Annotated in this window: 1 protein-coding gene; it reads right to left on the bottom strand. The window is 42.3% G+C overall.

Annotated elements, in window-relative coordinates; all coding sequences use genetic code 11:
* A partial coding sequence (locus tag KDK18_RS03065; protein ID WP_257253126.1) for a hypothetical protein occupies positions 1-2,399 on the bottom strand: 2,399 nt, incomplete at its 3' end.
* Between the last annotated feature and the right edge of the window lie 53 nt (positions 2,400-2,452).

The following is a 2,452-nucleotide window of genomic DNA, read 5'->3' as shown; positions in this document are numbered from 1 at the left end:
GCCTGTGGGATGTGCAGAAGATTAAACCGTTCATCAGTAAAGATTCTGATGGCTGTTTCAGCGGCAAAACGTACACCATATAGAGAGCTTGCTAACAACCCGGGCAAAATTTCTGTAAAAATCTTACCCGCTTCAATAAAGATTTTTTCCTCCGGCTTTTTGGTCGATGCATATTGAATAACCGGCTTATCACTTGAGTCTGTTTGCGAGGCTTCGGATGACTGACTCTGGTAGGACTGGTAGCTGTCTAGCCGCATACCCACTAGTGATTCCAGATAACCGGCATAATGGAAGCCAATGATACGCGCTCTCATGAAATGATCATGAGCGCTAGTGAGAACTCTTTTGCGACCGGTTAATACTATCCGCTGACTGTCAGGACTTATTTCTGCATTCAGGAGTGTTAGTCCAGCCAGGCAATGAAACCAGCCTAACATCTGTAGTGATACAGGATCCGTTTTATTTTCATATTGGTCTATGTGTTGTTTTAATTTCAGATAGCCAACTTCCCGGGCATGCTCAATAGCAAGAATAAAAGCACTTTCGTTACCCTTTCTGAACTGTTTCATGCTGGAAATGTTAAAGACAGCAAAGTCGATGTCTTTTGGTGTTGAATGAATATCATTCTTCTCGACTGGCTTATACAATATATGACTTTCAAACCATTGGCGTAATTGTTTCCAATCTTTTGAATCACTCTGGAGTTTTTTTGCCTTTTCTGGATTTCCACCGATTTGTCTTATGTTATACTCGTGAATCAGCAAAAGGACGTTGTACCATTCTGATGCATCCTTGGTAACCAATTCAGGAAATAAGCTAATTAATTTTTCTAGAAATTGTAAGTCATGACCAAAATGATGGGTGGTCAAGCTGGCTTGGATATTGATGGGAAGGGCTTTAAGATGAGGGAAAAAAGGCTTTTCTTCTGGTGAACCATTCAGATGAAAAGCAAGTTTTATGATATCTGCGCATGCCCGTTTTTCAGGATGAATATCTTCAATGAGTTGAGCCAGTTTTTTTCTGAGAAATATGATGTTTAATGAGTTCGATGAAATATAGCCCTGCACAGAAAAGCGCATGATAATTGACGATAGAGACAGACTATTAAATTTAAGCAAGTCCATTCGACCAGTGGCAAAGTGCAGTACCAATCTTAATATTGCTTCCGTATGTGCTTCCTTTGACACTTCCGCTGCCATTACCGCAGCTGCTATCGATTCCGTTCGAGCTTCTAATGACGCGGTGGTCTCTCGTTTAGTTTCTATTTCCACTTTTATTTCTGCTATCGCTTCCGCTGCTTCCTTTGCAGCTGCCTCTGCAGCCTTTTTTGCCGCTATTTTTGCTGCCACTAACGCCATCTTTGACGTATTCATTTTCACCGCTGCTGTATGCTTTTCTGCTTCCACTTGCCCATTCACTGTTGCCGCTTTCAATGTCGCCGTTGCCGTTGCCGTTGCCGTTGCCGTTGCAGACGCTTCCGCCGCCGCTGCTTCAGCTGCCGCTACCACTGCCGCTACCGCTAGCACTTGTTCATGCTGTTCGTCTGACAGCTGTTGCTGATTTATAAATGTCTCGCCCATTCGGGTCAAAATATTATCAACTGCGACGTCAGAACCTTTAGTCGGAAGTTGCTCCAAAAACTCTCTGAGTAGACGTATGGAAGGTGTTACCGTACCTGGAATCTTACGTTGCGGTTTTTTCAGATAAGTGTCTGCATCAAAGGCCAGTTTCAGTTCGAAAGGCTTTGGAATCAGTAACAGCCATTTGAGTAATATTCCGGCCAGAACCGCTGAATTTGGCTCTAATTCCAATAAGATCTCAATAGACTGTGACACTCCAGACAATGCAGAGAGACAGGCTCTTACTTTTGCATCAGGCTCTCCCTCCATACCATATTCAAAAAACAGCATGAGCATCCTTGCGTAAGGTAAGCAGAAGTGTTGAGAAAGTAAAATAGCCTCCTTTATCTTTTTGGCATTGAACTTGACTTCCGGACTAAAGGACAACTCTATGGTTTTGTCATCATCTGACATTTTGGCCCTCATCATGGCCAGTGCTTTCAAAAAATAGTAGTAGCCTATTCCTAGCTCGTTTATTGAATTTTTATTGTTTTCTAAAGCCTTTTTGAATGCCGAGATCTTTTTTTCTGTCTGTTCTAAAAAAAAAACCGGGTTTTCCTGAATTAGTCTGACTTCCTGAATAATATTGTTATCCAGTTGAAATAAATGCTGGATATATATCCGTTCACTGAACGCTTCTTTTGATACCCTGATACCTGGCTTTAAGTATTTTGGCTGTCTTGTTACACTTACTGCTCTTTTTGCTTTCTCAGGAGTTGCATCTCTTCCAGAGGTGAGTTGCGCCGAAGTGGTTGAAGTAGAGGAAGCCAATACTGGCACCGGAACCTCTTTGATTTGAACAAAATTCCTTGAAAGCAGTAAAGACCGGGCAA

This window comes from Endozoicomonas sp. SESOKO3 (genome assembly GCF_024606255.1).
Note: the sequence above shows the minus strand (reverse complement) of the source record. Positions and strands in the feature narration are given on the sequence as shown.